Source organism: Ruegeria sp. 6PALISEP08, from assembly GCF_001238295.1.
Taxonomy (GTDB): domain Bacteria; phylum Pseudomonadota; class Alphaproteobacteria; order Rhodobacterales; family Rhodobacteraceae; genus Ruegeria.
On the sequence record NZ_LGXZ01000009.1, the window covers coordinates 90,705 to 108,670 of the forward strand.

At 58.4% G+C, this 17,966-nt stretch carries 15 protein-coding genes; 3 read left to right on the forward strand and 12 right to left on the reverse strand.

What is annotated here, in order from left to right; all coding sequences use genetic code 11:
- Positions 1–2: 2 nt before the first annotated feature.
- Both ALB80_RS14405 and ALB80_RS14410 read right to left on the reverse strand, forming a co-directional pair.
- A complete protein-coding gene (locus ALB80_RS14405) occupies positions 3–650 on the reverse strand; it encodes an aminotransferase class IV family protein (RefSeq protein ID WP_050604782.1) in 648 nt (215 codons plus the stop codon).
- Entirely contained in the window at positions 605–1,732 is a 1,128-nt protein-coding gene (locus ALB80_RS14410) for an aminodeoxychorismate synthase component I (protein ID WP_050604783.1), read from the reverse strand. The genes ALB80_RS14405 and ALB80_RS14410 overlap by 46 nt, the downstream gene beginning before the upstream one ends.
- Positions 1,733–1,909: 177 nt before the next feature.
- Here ALB80_RS14410 and carB point away from each other — a divergent pair, with 177 nt between their 5' ends.
- On the forward strand, positions 1,910–5,254 hold the full coding sequence (carB, locus tag ALB80_RS14415) for a carbamoyl-phosphate synthase large subunit (protein ID WP_050604784.1): 3,345 nt from the start codon (positions 1,910–1,912) through the stop codon (positions 5,252–5,254).
- Between the two features lie 225 nt (positions 5,255–5,479).
- Here carB and ALB80_RS14420 read toward each other — a convergent pair whose 3' ends face one another.
- From ALB80_RS14420 to ALB80_RS14430, 3 genes are read right to left on the reverse strand one after another with little or no spacing between them, the layout of a single operon-like run.
- Complete coding sequence (locus ALB80_RS14420; protein WP_050604785.1) at positions 5,480–8,521, reverse strand: efflux RND transporter permease subunit; 3,042 nt, start codon at positions 8,519–8,521, stop codon at positions 5,480–5,482.
- Positions 8,522–8,532: 11 nt separating this feature from the next.
- On the reverse strand, positions 8,533–9,570 hold the full coding sequence (locus ALB80_RS14425; RefSeq protein WP_050604786.1) for an efflux RND transporter periplasmic adaptor subunit: 1,038 nt from the start codon (positions 9,568–9,570) through the stop codon (positions 8,533–8,535).
- The gene (locus ALB80_RS14430; protein WP_050604787.1) at positions 9,567–10,034 is read right to left on the reverse strand and encodes a MarR family winged helix-turn-helix transcriptional regulator; all 468 of its coding nucleotides are present in this window, start codon (positions 10,032–10,034) and stop codon (positions 9,567–9,569) included. Before ALB80_RS14430 ends, ALB80_RS14425 begins: the two co-directional genes overlap by 4 nt.
- A 159-nt stretch (positions 10,035–10,193) precedes the next feature.
- Between ALB80_RS14430 and ALB80_RS14435 the strand changes: the two genes are divergently transcribed.
- On the forward strand, positions 10,194–11,318 hold the full coding sequence (locus tag ALB80_RS14435; RefSeq protein WP_050604788.1) for a beta-ketoacyl-ACP synthase III: 1,125 nt from the start codon (positions 10,194–10,196) through the stop codon (positions 11,316–11,318).
- Positions 11,319–11,324: 6 nt separating this feature from the next.
- On the opposite strand, the gene ALB80_RS14440 is transcribed toward ALB80_RS14435, so the two are convergent.
- On the reverse strand, positions 11,325–13,127 hold the full coding sequence (locus ALB80_RS14440; protein WP_157054216.1) for a hypothetical protein: 1,803 nt from the start codon (positions 13,125–13,127) through the stop codon (positions 11,325–11,327).
- A 177-nt stretch (positions 13,128–13,304) separates the two neighbouring features.
- Positions 13,305–13,766: a hypothetical protein gene (locus ALB80_RS14445; RefSeq protein WP_050604878.1), complete on the reverse strand. Its 462-nt coding sequence runs from the start codon at positions 13,764–13,766 to the stop codon at positions 13,305–13,307.
- 354 nt (positions 13,767–14,120) lie between these two features.
- Here ALB80_RS14445 and ALB80_RS14450 point away from each other — a divergent pair, with 354 nt between their 5' ends.
- Positions 14,121–14,699, forward strand: coding sequence for a thymidine kinase (locus ALB80_RS14450; RefSeq protein ID WP_050604790.1), 579 nt, complete (start codon positions 14,121–14,123; stop codon positions 14,697–14,699).
- Here ALB80_RS14450 and ALB80_RS14455 read toward each other — a convergent pair.
- The 5 genes from ALB80_RS14455 to ALB80_RS14475 form a co-directional block, all read right to left on the reverse strand.
- Positions 14,696–15,646, reverse strand: coding sequence for a D-glycerate dehydrogenase (locus tag ALB80_RS14455; protein WP_050604791.1), 951 nt, complete (start codon positions 15,644–15,646; stop codon positions 14,696–14,698). The genes ALB80_RS14450 and ALB80_RS14455 overlap by 4 nt on opposite strands.
- Positions 15,646–15,984 (reverse strand): tRNA-binding protein, encoded by a 339-nt coding sequence (locus tag ALB80_RS14460; protein WP_050604792.1) that lies wholly within the window; start codon positions 15,982–15,984, stop codon positions 15,646–15,648. The genes ALB80_RS14455 and ALB80_RS14460 overlap by 1 nt, the downstream gene beginning before the upstream one ends.
- A complete protein-coding gene (gene proC, locus ALB80_RS14465) occupies positions 15,977–16,792 on the reverse strand; it encodes a pyrroline-5-carboxylate reductase (protein ID WP_050604793.1) in 816 nt (271 codons plus the stop codon). Before proC ends, ALB80_RS14460 begins: the two co-directional genes overlap by 8 nt.
- A gap of 39 nt (positions 16,793–16,831) precedes the next feature.
- Positions 16,832–17,332: a YbjN domain-containing protein gene (locus tag ALB80_RS14470; RefSeq protein ID WP_050604794.1), complete on the reverse strand. Its 501-nt coding sequence runs from the start codon at positions 17,330–17,332 to the stop codon at positions 16,832–16,834.
- 322 nt (positions 17,333–17,654) lie between these two features.
- Positions 17,655–17,903 carry an accessory factor UbiK family protein gene (locus tag ALB80_RS14475; protein WP_050604795.1) on the reverse strand — a complete coding sequence of 83 codons (249 nt, stop codon included), beginning with the start codon at positions 17,901–17,903 and terminating at the stop codon, positions 17,655–17,657.
- Positions 17,904–17,966: the final 63 nt, after the last annotated feature.

Sequence of the window (17,966 nt, forward strand, 5' to 3'; positions counted from 1 at the left end):
GGTCACGTGTCTATCAGCTCCACCCGGATCAGCCCGCGCAATGAATTGCCCATATGTACAATTTGCGCGTTTTTGAGATCGGTCAAGGTCAGTACGGCTTCTGTAACTGTTTCTTTATCCAGCAGTTCTTCACGCAGTATCCCCGGCAACAGCCCGCTGGACAGGGCGGGTGTCAGAACTCGACCATCGGACATTTCCAAAAACACGTTTGTTATGGTGCCTTCGCACAATTCGCCAAGCTCATTCAGGAACAACAGCTCATCGACACCTTCGGGCAACCCTGCGCGCGCAGAGTCATAGAGTGATCGTTGGGTTGTCTTGTGACGCAACCACAGGTCATTCGAAGCCAGACGCTGATCGGACAAAGCGACGCGCCAGATTGATGGATTGGCAGCCAGAACACCAGTCGTCAGATCAAACACACCAGATGTGTCCAGTGTCAGGCGGCAACGTAACGGGGTATCGCCGACAGCTTCATTCAGCACAGCGGTCGCTTGATCCGGGTTAAACGGGATATCAACGACCCCCGCCGTGCGGGCCATACGCGCCAGATGACGGTCCTGCCGAACGAACCCCCGCTCAGGCCGGAAAGCCAGCGTTTCGATCAGACGGAAATCAGGCTCAGCTGGCGGGCGAAGCGGGCTTTCCATAGCGCCTCCTCATATTCTGACGGGGCAGTGCTGTCCCAGACGACTCCACCGCCTACGTTCAGAGTGGCGTGATCGTCTTCAAGCATCAAGGTGCGGATGGCCACATTGAATTCGGACCGACCGTCAGGCGCAGCCCAGCCAATGGTGCCGCAATAGATGTCACGCGCCCACGGCTCCAGCTCGGCCAGAATTTCAATTGCACGAATCTTAGGCGCACCGGTGATCGACCCACAGGGGAACAGCGCCGTCAGAATCTCACCCAGCCCGACGCATTTATGCAATTGCGCCCGGACCAGTGAGACCATCTGATGCACAGTGGCATAGGTTTCGACCCGAAACAGATCGGGAACATGAACCGACCCAGGCAGCGCGACGCGGCTGATGTCATTGCGCAGAAGGTCAACGATCATCAGGTTCTCGGCCCGGTTCTTTTCGTCCGTGGACAGGAAAGCCCGACGCCAATCGTCCTCTTCCGGGTCGTCGCTGCGTGGCTGGGTGCCCTTCATCGGGCGCGTTTCGATCTTTCCGCTCTCATCCGTGCGGAAAAACAGCTCGGGTGAGCGGCTAAGCAGATCCGGTAACCCATCTTGCTGCACCAATGCACCATGGCCCACCGGTTGCCCCGCAGCCAACGCGGCATAGAGTGTTTCGCCGTCGCCCGAAACCGTCAGGTCAATCGGGAAGGTCAAGTTGGCCTGATAGATGTCGCCCGCGCCGATGGCCTCGTGCACAGCCTGAAACGCCTGTGTATAGCACTCTTCATCCCAACGAGGTTGAAATTCGCTAACTTCACCGGCGGCGGTTGGCAGGGTAACACGATCCGGCGCGTCGTAAGCACCAAAGCACAGCAAAGGCAGGCGACGGTCGTTGGGCAACAGGTTCAGCAGCCGGGGCTCCAGCGCATAACCAAGCTCGTAACTGGCGTACCCTGCCAGCCAGGCACCACCCGCGCGCGCCTCATCCAGCGCCGCCAGAGCCTGGGGAACCTCTTCCGCGACATCCGCGCGGATAATCTGGGACGGACGCTGGAACCGGGTTCCACGCCCGGCCGGTCCCTGATCGAAACGAATACGCACTTGCATCCTCAATTGCCGTGAGGGGCCGTATAGAGAATACTCCACCAAGTGAAAGAGGGGAAAGCGGCAATTTCGCCCCTGTTTCCGATCCCTCTTGCACCTTTTCGCGCGGTCCCTATAACGCAGGACAATTTGGGCGCTTGGGCGGTGCCCTGACTCGCTGACAATCAAAGGAACCAGGCCATGCCGAGAAGAACCGACATCCAGTCGATCATGATCATCGGGGCGGGCCCCATTGTAATCGGTCAGGCCTGCGAATTCGACTATTCCGGCGCTCAGGCCTGCAAGGCGCTGCGCGAGGAAGGCTACCGGGTCATTCTGGTGAATTCGAATCCGGCGACGATCATGACCGATCCCGGTCTGGCGGATGCCACTTATATCGAGCCGATCACGCCCGAAGTGGTCGCCAAGATCATCGAGAAAGAACGCCCTGACGCCCTACTGCCCACCATGGGTGGTCAGACCGGCCTGAACACGTCGCTCGCACTGGAAGAAATGGGTGTGCTGGACAAGTTCGGTGTCGAGATGATCGGTGCCAAGCGCGACGCCATCGAGATGGCCGAAGACCGCAAACTGTTCCGCGAGGCGATGGATCGTCTGGGGCTGGAAAATCCCAAGGCCACCATCGTAACCGCACCGCGCAAACCAAACGGCAGCGCGGATTTGGACGCGGGTGTACAGATCGCTTTGGATGAGCTGGAAGAGATCGGCCTGCCGGCCATCATCCGCCCTGCCTTTACCCTTGGCGGTACCGGCGGCGGCGTGGCTTATAACCGTGAAGACTATATCCACTTCTGCCGTTCGGGTATGGATGCATCGCCGGTGAACCAGATCCTCGTCGATGAAAGCCTGCTGGGCTGGAAGGAATACGAGATGGAGGTGGTGCGCGACACTGCCGACAACGCCATCATCGTTTGTTCGATTGAAAACATCGATCCGATGGGCGTTCACACGGGTGACTCGATCACCGTGGCCCCTGCCCTGACGCTGACCGACAAGGAATACCAGATCATGCGCAACGGCTCGATTGCTGTTTTGCGCGAGATCGGCGTTGAAACCGGTGGCTCGAACGTACAATGGGCGATCAACCCCGACGATGGCCGCATGGTCGTGATCGAGATGAACCCGCGCGTGTCACGCTCTTCGGCGCTGGCCTCCAAGGCAACAGGTTTCCCGATTGCCAAGATCGCCGCAAAACTGGCCGTGGGCTACACGCTGGATGAGCTGGACAACGACATCACCAAAGTCACACCTGCGTCGTTTGAACCGACCATCGACTATGTCGTAACCAAAATCCCGAAATTCGCATTCGAGAAATTCCCGGGCTCGGAACCCTACCTGACCACCGCGATGAAATCGGTGGGCGAAGCCATGTCCATCGGCCGCACGATCCACGAATCGATGCAAAAGGCGCTGGCTTCGATGGAATCGGGCCTGACCGGCTTTGATGAGATCGAAATCCCAGGCTTGAACGTGGGTCTCTGGGATGAGGCCGACGATAAAGCTGCCGTCATCAAGGCGATCAGCCAGCAAACGCCGGACCGTCTGCGTACCATTGCGCAAGCTATGCGTCATGGTCTGACCGATGACGAAATCTTCGGCGTCACCAAATTCGACCCCTGGTTCCTGGCCCGCATCCGCGAGATCATTGAAGCCGAGCGTCAGGTTCGCAAAGACGGGCTGCCCGTCACCGAGCACGGTATCCGTAGGCTGAAAATGCTGGGCTTCACCGATGCGCGCCTGGGCAATCTGACGGGCCGGGATGAGGACAATGTCCGCCGGGCCCGCCGCAATCTGGGTGTCACCGCCGTCTTCAAACGCATCGACACTTGCGCCGCCGAATTTGAGGCGCAGACGCCCTATATGTACTCGACCTACGAAGCCCCGATGATGGGCGAGGTCGAATGCGAAGCACGTCCGAGCGACCGGAAAAAGGTCGTCATTCTGGGCGGTGGTCCCAACCGGATCGGTCAGGGGATCGAGTTCGACTATTGCTGTTGTCACGCCTGTTTCGCACTGACCGAAGCGGGCTATGAGACCATCATGATCAACTGCAACCCCGAGACCGTGTCGACCGACTATGACACCTCGGATCGTCTGTATTTCGAGCCTTTGACTTTCGAACACGTGATGGAAATCCTGACGAAAGAACAGGAAAACGGCACGCTGCACGGGGTCATCGTTCAGTTCGGCGGCCAGACCCCGCTGAAACTGGCCAATGCGCTTGAGGCCGAAGGTATCCCGATCCTGGGCACCACCCCGGACGCCATCGACCTGGCTGAAGACCGTGAGCGGTTTCAGGCGCTGGTCAACGATTTGGGCTTGAAGCAGCCCAATAACGGCATCGCCTCCACCGACGAGCAAGCACTTGAAATCGCCGAAGACATCGGCTTCCCGCTGGTGATCCGCCCCTCTTACGTTCTGGGTGGCCGCGCGATGGAAATCGTCCGCGATATGGATCAGCTGAGACGCTACATCAACGAGGCCGTTGTGGTCTCGGGCGACAGCCCTGTTCTGCTGGACAGCTATCTGGCTGGCGCGGTTGAGCTGGACGTTGATGCGCTGTGCGATGGCACCGACGTTCATGTCGCAGGCATCATGCAACATATCGAAGAGGCCGGCGTGCACTCGGGTGACTCGGCGTGTTCGCTGCCACCCTATTCCTTGTCGAAAGAGATCCTCGCGCAGATCAAGGATCAGACGTTCAAACTCGCAAAGGCATTGAACGTTGTCGGTTTGATGAACGTCCAGTTCGCGATCAAGGACGATGAGATTTATCTGATCGAAGTGAACCCGCGCGCCTCGCGCACCGTGCCATTTGTGGCCAAGGCGACCGACAGTGCGATTGCGTCTATCGCCGCGCGCGTCATGGCAGGCGAAAAGCTGGCAAACTTCCCGCAACGCCCGCCCTACAAAACCGTGGACGATACCAAGATCGCTGATCAGATGACGTTGGCCGATCCCGATATGCCGTGGTTCTCGGTGAAAGAGGCCGTTCTGCCCTTCGCGCGCTTCCCCGGTGTTGACACGATCCTGGGCCCGGAAATGCGCTCGACCGGTGAGGTCATGGGTTGGGACCGCGACTTCCCGCGCGCCTTCCTCAAGGCACAGATGGGCGCGGGTATGGTCCTGCCGTCCTCGGGCCGTGCCTTTATCTCGATCAAGGATGCCGACAAAGGCGCAGCGATGCTTGAGGCCGCACAAGTTCTGGTCGAGCAGGGCTTCACGCTGGTCGCCACCCGCGGCACGCAAAGCTGGCTGGCGGAACAGGGTGTGCCCTGCGACGTGGTCAACAAGGTCTATGAGGGTCGCCCTGACGTGGTCGACATGCTGAAAGACGGGCAGGTCCAACTGCTGATGAACACCACCGAGGGCGCGCAGGCGGTTGAGGACAGCAAGGCCATCCGGTCCATCGCGCTTTATGACAAGATCCCGTACTACACCACCGCCGCTGCAAGCCACGCTGCTGCGCTGGCGATCAAGGCGCAGGCCGAAGAGGATGTCGAGGTGAAGTCGCTGCAGGGGTAACCCGCCTGAGCCACAAATGGCTCATTGACGAACAAACAGTTGTGCGCCCGTTGACCTACCATCAACGGGCGCGCATTTTTTTCAGGCACAAGGAGAATGAAACAATGCGGGTATTTCTGGTTCTCACAATTTTCACCGTTCTGGCTGCATGTGATGTGCCGTTTGTTCCATTAATTTGACCTAACCGGGTCCGGCCTTTCCAACAGACCCGGTCTAAGCTTGTTTTCAAGTGGTCAGCGCCTCGCGTCTTTCGTCCCGCTTGAAGAAAAGCAGGTAGAACACTGGCGCGGCGACCATGGTCAGAACGGTTGCAAACGCCAGACCGCCCATGATCGTCACCGCCATCGAGACAAAGAACGCGTCCGTCAACAGCGGTGCCATACCCAGAATGGTCGTGATCGCAGCCAGCATCACAGGGCGCAAACGGGAGACTGAGGCTTCGACGATGGACTCACGCAGGGGTTTTCCTGTGGCGCGAACAAGGTCGATCTCTTCCACCAGCACGATGCCGTTTTTGATCAACATGCCGGACAGGCTGAGCAGACCCAGAAGCGCGGTGAAGGTGAACGGCAGGCCAGTTCCCAGCAAGCCAATGACCACACCGTTGACCGACATCGGCACCAGCAGCCAGATGATGATCGGTTGACGGATAGCGTTGAACAGCAGGACCGAGATCAGAACCATGATCAGAAGGCTCAGAGGCAATTGCTTGCCCAGGCTTTCCTGTGCATCGCGTGAGTTTTCGAACTCTCCGCCCCACTCCATCTTGTACCCGGGGGGCAGCTCGATGGCCTCGATGGCGTCACGTACGTCGGCATGAACCTGTGCTGCCGTCAGGTCAGGCGGAATGTCCGCACCGACGGTGATGGTCAAAACACGGTCACGACGGTGCACCAGCGTATTGAGCGACTTGTACTCGAACCCGTCGACCATCTGTTCGATCGGTACAAATTTCTCAGACTGGTCCGAGTACACCACCTGATCGACGATTGAATAATCTCCGTCCACCGGTCGGCGCAGGATGATCGGGATCAGACGATCACGTTCCCGGAACACACCCCCCGTGATGCCGTCGGTCGAGAATTGCAGCGTAGCGGCAATATCCTCGCGCGTGACACCAGCGGTCTGCGCCCGCTCGGTGGCATAGATCGGCTGCACCGCCAGCTCCTGCTCGCGCCAGTCGTGGTGGACGAGCAGCGCGTTGGGCGATGCCGCAGCCATGCGCTGCACGGCCTCGTCGGCAAGCTGACGCAGCACCACCGGATCACTGCCCGAGAACCGGGCCTGGATCGGGTCACCGCCACCGGGTCCAAAGACCAGACGCTTGGTGCCAAACTCACCTTCCGGAAACTGGACAGATCCAAACGCTTCCAGATCCGCCTGCAAGGCCGGAATGTCATCCAGGCTTTCTGTGCGGATGATCATGTGCCCATAGCTCGGGTTCGGTTTTTCCGCCGAGTAGGTCAGCATGAAACGGGTCGCGCCCTGCCCCACGAAGGTTGTGACCGAAACCACGTCTTCGCGGTCGGCCAGCCAGTTTTCGAACACCGCCATATCTTGCGCCGTACGCGCAATCGGTGTGCCCTGAGGCAGCTTGTAATGCACGAAGAACAGCGGCGTGTTCGAGTTCGGGAAGAACTGCTGTTTCATCAGCCCGAACCCGGCGTAACAGACAACCGTCACACCGATGAGGCCAGCAACAACCAGCCAGCGGAAGCGCAAGGCGAAGCGAAGGATCGCGCCGTAGATACGGAACAGAATGCCTCCGTAAGCGTCGATCTCACCTTCTTTGCCCTGCTTGAAGAAGTAGTGCCCCAACAGCGGCGTAGCAGTTATGGCCAGTATCCAGCTGAGCAACAGCGAGATACCGATCACCGCAAACAGTGAGAACAGAAACTCACCCGTCGCATCGGGGCTGAGGCCGATGCCGGCAAATGCCATGATACCGATTACAGTGGCCCCCAACAGCGGGATCTGGGTTTTCGATGCCACATCTTCAGCGGCATCGCGCGAGGACTTGCCGCGCAACATGGAGATCTGCATCCCTTCGGCCACCACGATGGCGTTGTCTACAAGCATCCCCATGGCAATGATCAGGGCGCCCAGCGATATCCGCTCCATCTCGATCGAGAACAGCGACATGAACAAGAGCGTGCCGACCACGGTCAACAACAGGGTCGAGCCCACGACTATAGCTGCGCGCCAGCCCATGAAGATACCCAGCACGGCGACCACGATGGCCACTGACATGGCAAGGTTCACAAGGAAATCGTTCGAGGCCTGCTCGACCACCACATGTTGCTGGTAGATCGGCAGAATTTCCACACCGAAGGGGATATTCGCGTCCAGTTCCGCGAATTTGGCGTCGGCCCGTTTGCCGACTTCGACGATGTTTTCCGTGGCCAGGCCCGCGATGCCAAGGGTGAACGCCTCGGTCCCGTTGTAGCGAATCATGATATCCGGATCGTTCTGACGGGCGCGATAGACGTCGGACATGTCGAACAGGTTGATCACCTGCCCTTGCGAGCCAACGGACAGACCCGCAATGGCCGACACACTGTCAGACCCTTCGGCGGTAAGGATGGTGGTGCGTTCGTTTTCCGAGCGCAAAGACCCCGAGGAATTCACCGAATCCGCGTTGGCGATGGCTTCGTTGATCGCCTGCAGCGGTACATTCTGGTTCACCGAAATCGCCAGATCAGGCTCCACAAAGATTGCTTCATTCGGCAGGCCCTGAGCCTCGACATCCGCCACACCGTCAACGGTCAGCAATTCCCGTCGCAGGAAGGTGGCCAATTCGTGCTTTTCGGCATCCGAGAACCCTTCGGCGGTTACGGCATAGAACAGACCAAACACATCTCCAAAACCGTCATTCACGTAAGGTTGGCTGACGCCCGACGGCAAGCCGCGTGCTGCGTCGCGCACTTTGGCCCGCAGGCGGGTCCAGATGGCAGGCAGTTCGGTGCCGTCGTAGGTCGACTTGATCTCGACCTCGATCAGAGATTGCCCGGGTTGGTTGACCGAGGTGATAACGTCCACCTCGCCCATCTGCTGGATCGCGGATTCCAGCGGCTCAGATACTTCCAGCGCCACCTGTTCCGCTGTGGCGCCGGGGTATTGCGTGGCGATAACCGCGTTTTTGATCGTGAAGGCCGGGTCTTCCAACCGGCCAAGCGACATGAACCCCCAGATGCCCCCAAACAGGGCAATGAGGATGATCAGCCATGTGTAAAGCGGCCGATCGATCGAGGCACGAGCGATGTTCATCTGTCAGCACCTCAGTTCGCGAAGCCGGTGAACCGACGCACGGACTGACCGTCTGTCAGTACCGCGCCACCGGCAACAACAACTTCGTCACCATCGGACAAGCCCGTCAGCACCCGCACATCGCCGGTCTGCGTGGGTTCAATGGTCACCGGAACACGGCGAACGGTGCCTTCATCCGCTCCGACCGGAGAGAACACCATGACGCTGAGTTCACCGGTGGCGTCCGCGACAATGGCGGTCGCTGGCACGACGATACCTGTGCGTCCATCGCGGACCTGAACGTTCACGGTGACTGAAGATCCCGGAAGGATTTGCAACCCCTCGGGCGGAGACAGGCCAAACTGGATACGGAATGTCTGACCCACGCTGGAGGTTTCAGCGTCGAATTCCCGGATTTCCAGTGGGAAGACCTCGTCGCTGACGGGGAATTTGGCGGTGATCGTTCTTTCATCGTTTTGACCTGAACGTTGGAACAGGATCTCGGGCACGTCCACCTCAATGCGCAGTTCGGACATGTCGTGGATGCGGACAATGGGCGCGCCTGCCGATACGGTGGTGAAAGCCTCAACTGCGCGGCTGGAGACAAGCGCATCGAACGGCGCAGTCAGGGTTGCATGTTCCAACTCGTATTCCGCGTCGCGCAGGGCAATCGCGGCCAGTTGCGCCTCGGTCTCCGCGTCATCGACCGCCACCTGGCTGGCCGTTGTGCCCCGCAGGCGGGACAAGCGGGCAACTGTACGGTCCGCTTGATCCTTTTGAAGACGCACACGATCCAGACGCAGATCGAACGGCTCCTGATCCAGACGTGCAATCAGGCCGTCTTTGGGGATCACGAACCCTTCGTTGACGGGCATCTCGACGATCTGACCAGCCACCTGAAAGGCCAGATCAACGGTCTGACGCGCAGCGACGCGGCCAAAGAATTGGCGGGTGAAGCCAGGTGCTGTCTCGCGCACCTGCATGAGCTTTACCGGTTTGGGGGTGCCTTGAGCGGCAATGGGGCTTGCCAGAACGGCCAGAGCAAGGCCGATAGAGGTCAGGAGTTTCATTTCTTCAATCCCTCGGGAATTCCCGTTTTCAAAACGTTGTCACGGATTTTGCACGCAAGTCGCGCGAATTCGGCAGTTTCTTCTTTGTTCAGACCCGAGGCCCTGTGAAACAGGTCTCCGGCCTCGGCCACCAGCATATTGCGGGCCTCCTCGCCTTGGCCGGTCAGCACCAGCAACCAGGCGCGGCGATCTTCGGGGTCACGCTCGCGCGTCAAGTAGCCTGCTTTTTCAAGGGAATCGGCAGTGGCCGTGATTGTTGAAGGCACGCTTAGCATATCGGCAGCCAGCACCCCCATGCGCTTTGGCTGATCCAGCTTGATCAGCATGTGGCATTCGGGGTGGCTCAGGTCCGTTTTGATACAGTCAAATGTCTCTTCCAGCTTCCAGTACAGGGCATACACCCCCATGATCGCCTGAATCTCGGGGCTGAGGCGGCCAAGCCTGGTGCTGATATCGTTTGGCATTGAGGTTCTCCGCGCACGTTTGGGGGCGATATACTTCGATTTCTGAACTATTCAAGATATGAAATTGCGCCTCCGGAAACATTCCCTTGGGTCAACATACCTTGATCAAATCACACCATGACTGCATTTTGAGCAAATCCGAAACATTCAGGGCCCGCCATGTATACCCCCGCCATCACCGGTTCCGGTGTCTTCACGCCTCAAAACGTCATCACCAATGCAGAACTTGTTGAGGCGTTCAACGCTTATGCCGACAAACAGAACGCGAAGAATGCCGAGGCTATTGCCGCAGGGCAGATGGAGCCAATGCAACATTCCTCGGAAGAGTTCATCGTGAAGGCGTCGGGAATCGAGAACCGCTATGTGATGGACAAGTCTGGTGTGCTGGACCCGGACCTGATGCACCCGTCGCTGCGGCAGCGCAGCGACGATGAGCCCGGGATCATGACCGAGATGGCAGTGGATGCCTGCAGGAAGGCGCTTGCTCAGGCGGGGCGCAACGCGGCAGATGTCGATCTGGTAATCTGTGCGGCCTCGAACCACGAACGCGCCTATCCGGCGGTTGCGATTGAAATACAGCAGGAACTGGGTATCGACGGGTTCGGCTTTGACATGAACGTCGCGTGCTCTTCGGCCACGTTCGGCATACAGGCGGCGGCGGACATGGTGCGGTCAGGATCGGTGCGTGCGGCGCTGGTGGTGAACCCGGAAATATGCTCGGGCCATCTGGAATGGTGCGACCGCGATTGTCACTTCATCTTTGGTGATGTCGCGACAGCAACCCTGATCGAACGGATCGAAGAAGCACAAGGCCCGCATTTCGAAATCCTCTCGACCCGCTGCGCCACCGCGTTTTCCAACAATATCCGCAACAACAACGGCTTTTTGCGCCGCTCGCGCCCGGATGGGATGACCGACCGGCGCGACATGCAGTTCATGCAGAACGGGCGGAAAGTGTTCAAGGAAGTGCTGCCGATGGTCAGCAAGCACATCAGCGACCACATGGATGCCGAAGGGGTCAGCAATACCGACCTCAAACGCCTCTGGCTGCATCAGGCCAACAAAACCATGAACGATTTCATCGGCAAAAAGGTTCTGGGCCGTGAGCCCGAAGCGGGCGAGCAACCAAACATCCTTCAGGATTATGCAAACACGTCATCCGCCGGGTCGATCATCGCGTTTTCGAAGTATTCCAACGACCTGCAAGACGGTGATCTTGGGCTGATCTGTTCTTTCGGGGCCGGGTATTCGGTTGGGTCGGTGATCGTAAAGCGCCACGCCTAAAAGCGCTTATTGCACCGCAGTGACTCTAAACATTTGGAAGGCGTCTTCACCCGAACCTGAAATGCGGGTGAGGTAGTCCGGCACCTCGCCCTCGACCAATCGCGTCTGCAAACCACGCCCGCCTGACGCCGCGCTCCAGAAATCGGCCCGTGGTGCCGAGGTGCAGAGAAGCACGTAGTCTATGCCCAGCGCATTTAAGTGCGGCGCGATACGTGTGGCGTCGGATCGAAACAGGTCGATCTGCGCCAGAATTCCGGCCTGATTGCGGTGGTAATTGCCAGCCAGCACCGCGTGGTCGGTGTAACGCAGCACGTTTGCTGCAAAATCGAAGTCAATCAGAACCATACCACGGGGTAGATCGCGCAGCGCCGCATAAGCCTGCTGCGTGCGGCAAGAGGCACCAGCCTCTGAAGAGTCTTGCCCTGCGGCTGACGCCGAAGCGGCAAAAGACGGGTTGAACAAAGCCCCAAACTGTTTTTCCAAACTGATGCCGATCTTGGGTGAAACGCAAATGACAAACGCCACCATCGCCAGCCCGGCGGCCACATGGCGATCCCGCGCGTAAGCGTTGTACAGCACACGCAGGATCTGCGCCTGAACCGCCACCAACGAGACGCTGAAAAAGGTCATCATCCGGGACTGGTAAAGGAAAACGACAAAGCCGACAGCGATCAACGCAAGAAACAGAGTGTAATCCAAACCAGCGCGGGACCTGAGCGCGAAAGCCAGCGCCGCTCCCGTCGTCAGCAGGGACATCGCCATCAGGGCAATGACCTCACCCCAATGCCGTTCAAGCACTACGCTGATACCTTGCGCTTCGGCTATCTGTCCAAGCCAGAATACTCGCATCTCTTGCGGCAACGCGTCGATAGGATTGCTGAGGCAATACGGCGCAAAGACATAGGAGCAGGCCAGTGTCACGGCCCCGGCACCGAGGCAGGCAACAATCCGGCCAGGACGAGACCAGCCGGAACCGATCCAGGCCACAGCAGCAAGACCAAGTGCGGCCACACTTGCGGGCAATGCCACGCTGATGGTCAGTGCATCACAACTTGGGTAAAAGAAACTATCCCGCCCAGTCGTCGCGAGACTGGTCAGCGCAAGGGTCAGGGCCAGTCCAACGCCGAAGGTCACAGTGCGGTGGCGCGCAGGTGTGCCGTTGATCATCCAGTCGATGGCACAAAACACCGCAATGAGTGCGATCTGCAATATGGCTTCGGTGCCCACCGACACCGACAGCGCCAGGCAAAGCCCCAGCATCCAACCGGCATAGCGCCTGTCCTTACGCAGCACAAAAAAAGCAATCGCCGCTGCAAAGAGCAGGATTTGAAGATTGTGATGATCGAAAGAAAAATAGTCGAACTTCCGCGAGTGTTCGAGAGTCAGCACGCCGATTACGAGAGCCGAGATTGCGCCCTCACGCCCGCCCAGAACACCTCCGGTCATCGCAAAGGCCCATAAGGTCAGTGCTGCCAGTAGCGCTGGCCAGAAAAAGGCCGTGATCTGAAAGGCGATGTCGGGGCCAAAAACCGGCTGGAGTGCAAAGTGAAGCCCGGCAATCGGGGCATCGACCAAGCGGGACCAGTGCATCAGGGTTCCATCGTTGGGACCCAGTCGCTGCTGATAGGCGTCAAACCAGCCTTGCCCTTCCAGCAGGTCGCGCACACCGACCCAGCGCATTATATCGTCGGAGCCTTCGCTGTGGCCGCTCAGCGTCATCAAGACCACAAGCACTACAAAGGCGCAGACAAAGGCCAACAAGACCACCGGATCCGTACGGCTGTTGTAGATCTGCTGCGATGTTTGCATGATCATGTGCCCTTGAAGGTGTTTTCTGCACTATAAACCTATTGCACGGGCGTGACTGAATTGAGGCGCGTGTTATGGCCCTGGACATTTTCTGACCGCAATTTATTGGCTTCTGAGCCTAGCGATCCGACCGCCGGATTTCAGCCGGATACAGGCGCCCGCATAGGAAAAACGGGACTAGCTGACGCTTTCTTCTTCCAGGTGCAACTTCATCTCGATCAGAACCTGTTGCAGCAGGCTGGTTTCCCTCAACAGCCGCTTGGCCTCGTTCACGGTTATGATGCCGTCTTCGATGGCTGCCTGATACTCGGTCATCAGCATTGCAAACCGCTGGCTGAGCGCGATGACATCCGAGTTCACGCCGCCTGTACGCGGCTCAGTCGAATTGCGGTCGGTATAAGACAAGGTGATATTCTTCAGATCCGCCAAAGCCGACGTGACATGCGGGTAAGTTGCCGCGTTTTCAAGACGGGCCACCGCATCCACAGGCATGAACCTGTCCGCATGTTCGGCGTTGTCGGAATAATACCGGCCCAGAGTGGCCTTGGATTTCCCGGTAATTTCACATGCGGCTTCGATTCCGACGTCTTTGACCAATGCTTCTGTATGCTTTTTCAGATAGGCCCCGATATCTGCCATTTTATTACCTTTGTTACCTGCAAACGCCTGCCCGATGTCCAATTGGGGGAAAGCGTCGGGAAATTTCCCATAACCGATTCATAATTGAAATGTCATACATTGACTATCCCTCAGATATGCGGGGGATTTTGTGAGTGAGTGGCGGCAGTTCAAGCCGGTAACGAGTGATTGCGAGGCGGTATTGTTTGGCTTCGCTCCGTTTTGGCCACATGTTGGCCGACGGCGTCGCTGTTGTGGATGTCGGGGTTCCATCCCCTAGAGCGTAGCTCGGCCTCTGCAAAAACAACGGCGACGTCGCTCTGTCAAAACGATTGATATCTTGTTCCTTTGCATCAGGCAATTTAGACCCGCGCCATGGCAAAGCTGTATTTCAACTATTCGACAATGAACGCGGGTAAATCGACCGTGTTACTGCAGGCCTCGCACAACTATCGTGAGCGCGGGATGCAGACTTATCTGATGACTGCCGCCATCGATGGACGAGCAGGAGCTGGGCGGATTGCATCGCGTATCGGTATCTCGGAACAGGCCGACACATTCACACCTGACGACGATGTCTTCGCCATGATTCAGAAACGCCTGGACGAAGGCGCGGTGGCGTGCGTGTTCATCGACGAGGCCCAGTTCCTGTCCGAAGAACAGGTCTGGCAGCTGGCGCGTGCGGTCGATGATCTGAAAGTTCCGGTGCTGGCCTATGGGTTGCGCGTGGATTTTCAGGGCAAACTGTTCCCCGGATCAGCCGCCCTGCTGGCCCTTGCCGACGAAATGCGCGAGGTGCGCACCATCTGCAAATGCGGCCGCAAGGCAACGATGGTGATTCGTCAGGACGAAAACGGCAACGCCATAACCGAAGGTGCCCAGGTGCAGATCGGCGGCAACGAAACCTATGCCTCGCTTTGCCGCAAGCACTGGCGCGATGCGATGGGCGACTAAACCGGATTAGGCAGCGTCCTGCCCGCCACAAAGGCCGCGACGTTGTCCAGCGCCATATGGCCCATGCTGCTTCGCACCTCTTCGGTGGCCGTGCCCAGATGGGGCAGCAGGGTGACATTTTCCATATCACAGAGGACCTGTGGTACACTGGGCTCGAACTCGTAGACGTCCAGCCCAGCCCCTGCAATCTGACCGGATTGCAGTGCCGAGATCAGAGCGGCTTCGTCCACGACTTCGCCCCGAGCGATGTTTATCAGAATGGCTGAAGGGCTCACCGCCTCAAGGATATGCGCATCAATCAGATGGCGGGTTTCCGCGCCACCGGGCACCGCGAGCACAAGGAAGTCGACCGAGGCGGCCAAGCTCTGCAATTGGGGCATGAACTCTGCCGGGAAATCCAGATCCTTGGCACTGCGGGATTGATAGGCCACCTGCATTCCAAAGCCGAAATGGCACCGACGGGCGATAGCCTGCCCGATGCGGCCCATACCAACAATACCGACGCGTTTGCCGCTGACGTGATGCCCCAGCATCTGCGTTGGGTGCCAGCCTTGCCATTGACCCGAGCGGACCAGCCGCTCGCCCTCGCCCGCGCGTCGGGCTGTTGTCAGCAGCAAGGTCATGGCGATATCCGCCGTCGCATCGGTGACCGCACCGGGCGTGTTGGTCACCTCCAATCCTGCTGAGCGTGCGGCATCCACATCGATGTGGTTATAACCAACGCCGAAATTGGCCAACAGCTTGCAACGAGGCTTGTCTGCATCCCCAAAAACCTGAGCGGAAAACTGGTCGCCCAGTGTCGGTACAACGACATCGAACTCTGCCAAAGCGGACAGCATCTCCTGCTGTGACATGGGCATGGTGTTCTCACGTATCTCCACGTCAAACTCAGCACGGGCGCGAGCCTCGACCGCCGAGGTCATTGGTCGTGCAATCAGTAGTTTCATCAGTGCATCCGTCCGCCGGTTGGAACTTTGCCATCGGGGCCGATCAGAACGATCTCGCCATTTTCATCGGGCAGACCCAGGACCAGAACCTCGGACATGAACCTGCCGATCTGGCGCGGAGGGAAATTGACCACAGCCATGACCTGTTTGCCAACCAGAGCCGACGGATCGTAATGCGCAGTGATCTGGGCCGAGGTCTTGCGTTCACCGATCTCTTCCCCGAAGTCGATCCACATCTTGATCGCAGGTTTGCGGGCCTCGGGATAGGGTTCGGCGCGGATCACCTCGCCCACCCGGATATCGACTTTGAGAAAGTCGTCGAATGAAATCTCACTCACGTGACAGCTCCTTGGATCGGTCGGTTGCGGCTTTGACGGCACGGTGCAGTAGATCGGGGAACCCCTGTTCATCATGCATCAGCACCTCAAGCGCGGCCTGCGTGGTGCCATTCGGAGAGGTCACATTGATGCGCAGCTGAGCCGGGTCGTCCTCGGCCGCCATGGCCAACGCACCAGCGCCTGCGACAGTAGATATCGCCAGTTTCATGGCAAGTTCCGCAGGCAAACCCTGTGCCTCGCCAGCGGCAGCCAGAGTTTCAATCAGGTGGAAGACATAGGCCGGGCCGGATCCGCTGAGACCGGTTACGGCGTCCATCTGCGCCTCATTGTCCAGACGCACGGTCTCGCCCACTGCCGACAGCAAGCTTTCGGCCAAAGTCAGATCATTGTCCGAGGCATGGCTGTTGCCAATCAGCGCCGTGATGCCCTGACGGATGGCCGCGGGTGTGTTGGGCATGGCGCGAATGATTGGGGTATCGCTGCTCAATACGGTTTCGAACGAGGCGATCGAGGTGCCCGCCGCGACCGAGACAAACAGGCTGTCACCACCGCCCAGTGCCTGAATAGCAGGCAAAGCCTCACCCATCATCTGCGGCTTGACCGCGACCAGCACCACGGCGGGCGCTTCGGGCAATGGAGTGTTGATGTTGACGCCCTGCGCCTTCAGCCAGTCGGACGGGTACGGGTCGATCACCCAAACGGACGCTGGCGGGAGGCCGTGTTCCAGCCATCCCGCCAGCATTGCGGACCCCATCTTACCGCACCCCAGAAGCACAAGCCCCTGTTCGGCCACACGCGTCATGTCCATTTGCCCCTCCCGCGTTACATGTCGGTTTGGGGCAAAGCTTTACGCCCGGCCGTAGGCCTCTGCAATGGCCACTTGCATGGCTTCTTCTGGGCCTCGATTGCCCCAGGTCACCAGTTGGATCGCGGGGTAGTACCGCTCGGCGCTCATGACTGCGGCGGTGATCATTGTGTTGATCTGATCCGCGCTGGCTGTTTGCCCCCCTGCAAGGACCAGCCCATAGCGGTAAACCATCAGCTTCTGGTTTGCCCAATAGGTAAAGGCGCCCGCCCAGCATTGATCATTCATCTTGTTGAGCAACTCATAGAGCTGCATTTCGCGCTCGGCCGGCGGTTCCATCTCAAACGAGCACACCATGCGCAGCGTTTCGTCGTAGTTGGACCAGGCCAGAGTGATCGAGTAAGTCCGCCATTGTCCTTCGACGGCCATGGCGATCTGATCGTCGCCTATACGGTCAAAATCCCAATCGTGATGTTCGGCCAGGTTTTCAACAATGTCGATCGGATGAATGTCTTCTTCGAGATACTGCTCGGAAAGGGCCATAATGCCACCTCACTAATCTCTAGCATTTCGGGACTGGCAGCGCCCCAGCGCTAGTTGCCTTCTCTACAAGCCGGGCTTCCCCCGTAGGCCTGTACTAAATATGGTGCGATGTACCGTGAGTTCTGGCAACCCTAATTCTTGGGGATAACAGCAATAAGTTGTGGACAGAAGGCAACGGCGATCAAAATATTGGCACTTGGGTCAGCTTTGTCTTGATTAAATTCTGTGACACGTCAGAATACACGTCACCGCACAATCCGGGTTGGATTGCGCGATTCCGGGGCTCGTCCAAATTTTTGAAAATGACAAAACGCCCGGGGCGTTATTTGTCCAGCTTCGCCTCAAGCGCGGCGATGCGGGCTTCGAGTGCCGCATTTTCTTCACGCGCTTTCTGGGCCATGGCGCGGACGGCATCAAATTCTTCGCGGGTGACGAAATCGCGGTCGGCCAACCAGCGGTCTATCATCGACTTCATTGCATTTTCGGCCTCTTCACGCGCACCCTGCGCCACGCCCATGGCGTTGGTCATCAGTTGGGACACGTCGTCCAGGATCTTGTTGCGGGTTTGCATATCTTTACTCCGGTATCGCGATTGTTCCTTATATGGGGAAAGAATGGCGCAGGCTCAAGGTTG

Bases quoted from the DNA above. Each gene is read 5' to 3' on its own strand.
- ALB80_RS14405 (WP_050604782.1), bottom strand. From the start codon at position 650: ATGGAAAGCCCGCTTCGCCCGCCAGCTGAGCCTGATTTCCGTCTGATC.
- ALB80_RS14410 (WP_050604783.1), bottom strand. From the start codon at position 1,732: ATGCAAGTGCGTATTCGTTTCGATCAGGGACCGGCCGGGCGTGGAACC.
- carB (WP_050604784.1), top strand. From the start codon at position 1,910: ATGCCGAGAAGAACCGACATCCAGTCGATCATGATCATCGGGGCGGGC.
- ALB80_RS14420 (WP_050604785.1), bottom strand. From the start codon at position 8,521: ATGAACATCGCTCGTGCCTCGATCGATCGGCCGCTTTACACATGGCTG.
- ALB80_RS14425 (WP_050604786.1), bottom strand. From the start codon at position 9,570: ATGAAACTCCTGACCTCTATCGGCCTTGCTCTGGCCGTTCTGGCAAGC.
- ALB80_RS14430 (WP_050604787.1), bottom strand. From the start codon at position 10,034: ATGCCAAACGATATCAGCACCAGGCTTGGCCGCCTCAGCCCCGAGATT.
- ALB80_RS14435 (WP_050604788.1), top strand. From the start codon at position 10,194: ATGTATACCCCCGCCATCACCGGTTCCGGTGTCTTCACGCCTCAAAAC.
- ALB80_RS14440 (WP_157054216.1), bottom strand. From the start codon at position 13,127: ATGCAAACATCGCAGCAGATCTACAACAGCCGTACGGATCCGGTGGTC.
- ALB80_RS14445 (WP_050604878.1), bottom strand. From the start codon at position 13,766: ATGGCAGATATCGGGGCCTATCTGAAAAAGCATACAGAAGCATTGGTC.
- ALB80_RS14450 (WP_050604790.1), top strand. From the start codon at position 14,121: ATGGCAAAGCTGTATTTCAACTATTCGACAATGAACGCGGGTAAATCG.
- ALB80_RS14455 (WP_050604791.1), bottom strand. From the start codon at position 15,646: ATGAAACTACTGATTGCACGACCAATGACCTCGGCGGTCGAGGCTCGC.
- proC (WP_050604793.1), bottom strand. From the start codon at position 16,792: ATGGACATGACGCGTGTGGCCGAACAGGGGCTTGTGCTTCTGGGGTGC.
- ALB80_RS14470 (WP_050604794.1), bottom strand. From the start codon at position 17,332: ATGGCCCTTTCCGAGCAGTATCTCGAAGAAGACATTCATCCGATCGAC.
- ALB80_RS14475 (WP_050604795.1), bottom strand. From the start codon at position 17,903: ATGCAAACCCGCAACAAGATCCTGGACGACGTGTCCCAACTGATGACC.